We start from the raw sequence: 2,461 nt of genomic DNA, 5'->3' as shown, positions 1-2,461 counted from the left end.
GCTGTTCGATTTCTATGATTAAAACAAGTAGTTATCTATAAAAATATTAATATTTTTATTTTAGGGACTATCTCTGAATTGTATTTAGACCTTTGTAATGAATGAATCTTTAAAAGGTTTTCCTACTATTAGGTCTTATGCCACCGATTTATCATAGTCCTTTTGATACTTTCTGTTTTGAGCCACGCAAGTGAATATTCTTAAGATTAGCTTATTTCGTACAGCATTTAAAACTAGCATTTTATTCTTTTTCTCTTCGCTTACTTTTCTTTCATAATAATTTTTCAATTCTCCATTGCTTGTTATAGCGGATAGAGCCGACATGTGTAGGAGCTTTTTCATGGTTTTGTCTGCCAAATGCGAGACTCTACCTCTGCCTCTAAAAATACCTGATTCCCTTACAAAAGGAGCTACACCCGAATAACATGCAAACTTTTTGGGATTGCTGATGTCTTTAAATTCATTGGTAGTAATAAGTACTTGAACAGCTGTAACTGGACCAATACCGGTTACCGAAGTTATCAAGCTAAATAAACGATTGAGTTCTTCATCTGAAGCAATGATTTGATCAATAATTTTTTCGGTCCGTTTTAAACTTTCTTTAATGCTATCGATAGCCTTTTTGCACAATTGATTGGCTTGTTTTTGAAGGCTTTTGTCCATAAAATCTGCCCCCTCCTTTAGTGGAGTACTAAGCATTTTACAAGAGCTAATCAGGCGGGCTCGTAGCGTTGTATAATGCGACAATTGATTAATTACAGCTCTTTTAGGTTTCCAAAGACGAACTTCTTCTCGATTCTTATAAGCGTACTCGGCTATTCGAATCGCATCGACCTTATCGTTTTTCCCTCGCAGGTTACCCATGGAATTCTTTATTTGCAAAGCAGACTCCAACCAACAATTACCCTTGTTCTTGTGCAAATATGAAACTAATGGATTGTTATATATTCCTGTATGCTCCATACAAAATACAGCATCAGACAAACTGAAGTCTGGGAGTTTATTTAAATCCTTCATAAAACCACTTATGGCCTGGGCTGTGTTCGCCGTTTCTTTGTGGAATAAGAAGTTTTTACCATGCAATACAGCAAAGTCTAGTTCGTTTTTTGACACATCTATGCCAATGAAATAAGTAAATTCCATACCTTTATAAGGTTTATAATTGAAACAATAAACAAAGGTTTTAACAAGTTTTAAACACCACCAATACCTTAATAATGAGCCTGGATACTCTAATTTCTATTCGGTGCCAAAGTTTAAAACAGGCGACAGGGGATTGAATCGAACAATAGGCCCAAAACCTTGACATGTTCTTAATGCGCCCCTGTCGCTGTTAAATCTTAAAACAAAAGTGTTGATATTTTATTGAAATAATTCAATGGGTCAAAGCTAAAGGACATGTTCCGAAGGGTCATGTCGAACGACAGATAATAGGGATTTGTAATCCCAGATTAAATATTAAAACTTATAAGACATTTTCCAAGGGATCAAAAGGACTATTATGCTATATCAAGCTCCAACAAACCCTTTCTTGTACCATAATAATCGCTACAACTGCTATACATGTATTCTTCTTCCTTTTCAATAAACCCTGCTCTAACAGGATTTAAATGGATGTAATCTAATTTATTTTCAAAGAATGATTGAGTTAGAATTTCTTTAGCATGATAACCAGCTTGCCAAAAACAGATTTGTTCATCTTTTGTAAATAGCCAAAGCAACCAATTTTTCCTGCTTTCTTCAGGATTGGATTTAATAGCTTCAAAAATTTGTTTAGAGGTGAATTTTTTGAAATCGCGTATGATGTTGGATAGATTTTCAGCTTCACTTCTAACAATCAAATGGATATGATTGCTCATGATTACCCAAGCATGAATTTTTAGGCCTTTCTTTTGTTGACAATAGCGTAAACTATCCAATATGATATCGACATATAGTTTCCTCGTAAATACATCAACCCATTGATGGACGGTACAGGTAATAAAATATTGTCCTTGGGGTTCTTGAATGGAATAGGCATGAGCCATGGTGGAAGATTAAATTGACAAATAGTGGTGCTTTTGTCTTCAAAAATAAAACAGCAAATGAACAATTGTAATCTGTAAACTGATAACGGTGGTACGAAATCAGTTTATTGGAGTATTGATGATTTATTGGGATATGTCTGGGATTAAATATCCATTTCAAATAAACTATGGAGCTGATAAAGTTGGCTGAGGTTCTCGAATTTGGCTGAGGCTCTCGAAGCCAACTCTAATATTATCATGGAATTACAAATCCCTTTCATCTATCGTTCGACATGACCCTTTGGTTTACACCGAAACGTAGAGAGGTGAACATGTCCTTTAGCTTTGACCCATTGAATTATTTCAATAAAATATCAACACTTTTGTTTTAAGATTTAACAGCGACAGGGGCGCATTAAGAACATGTCAAGGTTTTGGGCCTATTGTTCGATTCA

2 protein-coding genes are annotated in these 2,461 nt (G+C 34.9%); both read right to left on the bottom strand.

What is annotated here, in order from left to right; all coding sequences use genetic code 11:
* Positions 1–135 precede the first annotated feature (135 nt).
* The gene (locus tag U0R11_RS13500; RefSeq protein WP_406751728.1) at positions 136–1,143 is read right to left on the bottom strand and encodes an IS110 family RNA-guided transposase; all 1,008 of its coding nucleotides are present in this window, start codon (positions 1,141–1,143) and stop codon (positions 136–138) included.
* 356 nt (positions 1,144–1,499) lie between these two features.
* A complete protein-coding gene (locus U0R11_RS13495; protein WP_406752347.1) occupies positions 1,500–2,027 on the bottom strand; it encodes an REP-associated tyrosine transposase in 528 nt (175 codons plus the stop codon).
* Between the last annotated feature and the right edge of the window lie 434 nt (positions 2,028–2,461).

This window comes from Aquirufa salirivi (genome assembly GCF_045310485.1).
Classification (GTDB): domain Bacteria; phylum Bacteroidota; class Bacteroidia; order Cytophagales; family Spirosomataceae; genus Aquirufa; species Aquirufa salirivi.
The sequence above is the reverse complement of the archived record's forward strand: the minus strand, read 5'-3'. Positions and strand labels throughout refer to the sequence as shown.